The organism is Thalassotalea fusca (genome assembly GCF_053485835.1).
The window spans coordinates 1-255 of record NZ_JBQRUN010000076.1; the positions used below are offsets into that span (position 1 = coordinate 1).

General features: G+C 40.4%; 1 protein-coding gene. It reads left to right on the forward strand.

The annotated features are described in order from the left end of the window. Positions 1–255, forward strand: a 255-nt coding sequence (locus tag ACSLUK_RS20085) for a helix-turn-helix domain-containing protein (protein WP_448550561.1), incomplete at both ends; no start/stop codon positions are given.

The window sequence follows — 255 nt, forward strand, 5'->3', positions numbered from 1 at the left end:
AGGTTGCGAGACAATTAAAAGTGGCTAGGCGTAGCGTAAATAGCTGGGTTACTCGCTTTCTTAGCGAGGGCCTCAATGGACTAGAGGACAAACCTCGACTTGGAAAGAAGTCTTCATTATCTGATAATCAAAAAATACAATTAACTCGTTTTATAGCGCATCATGCTAAATCTGAGAATGGTGGGCGATTAACGGGTAACGATGTACAAGCGTACATCACTGAGCACTTTGGTATAACATATCATCATAATCATA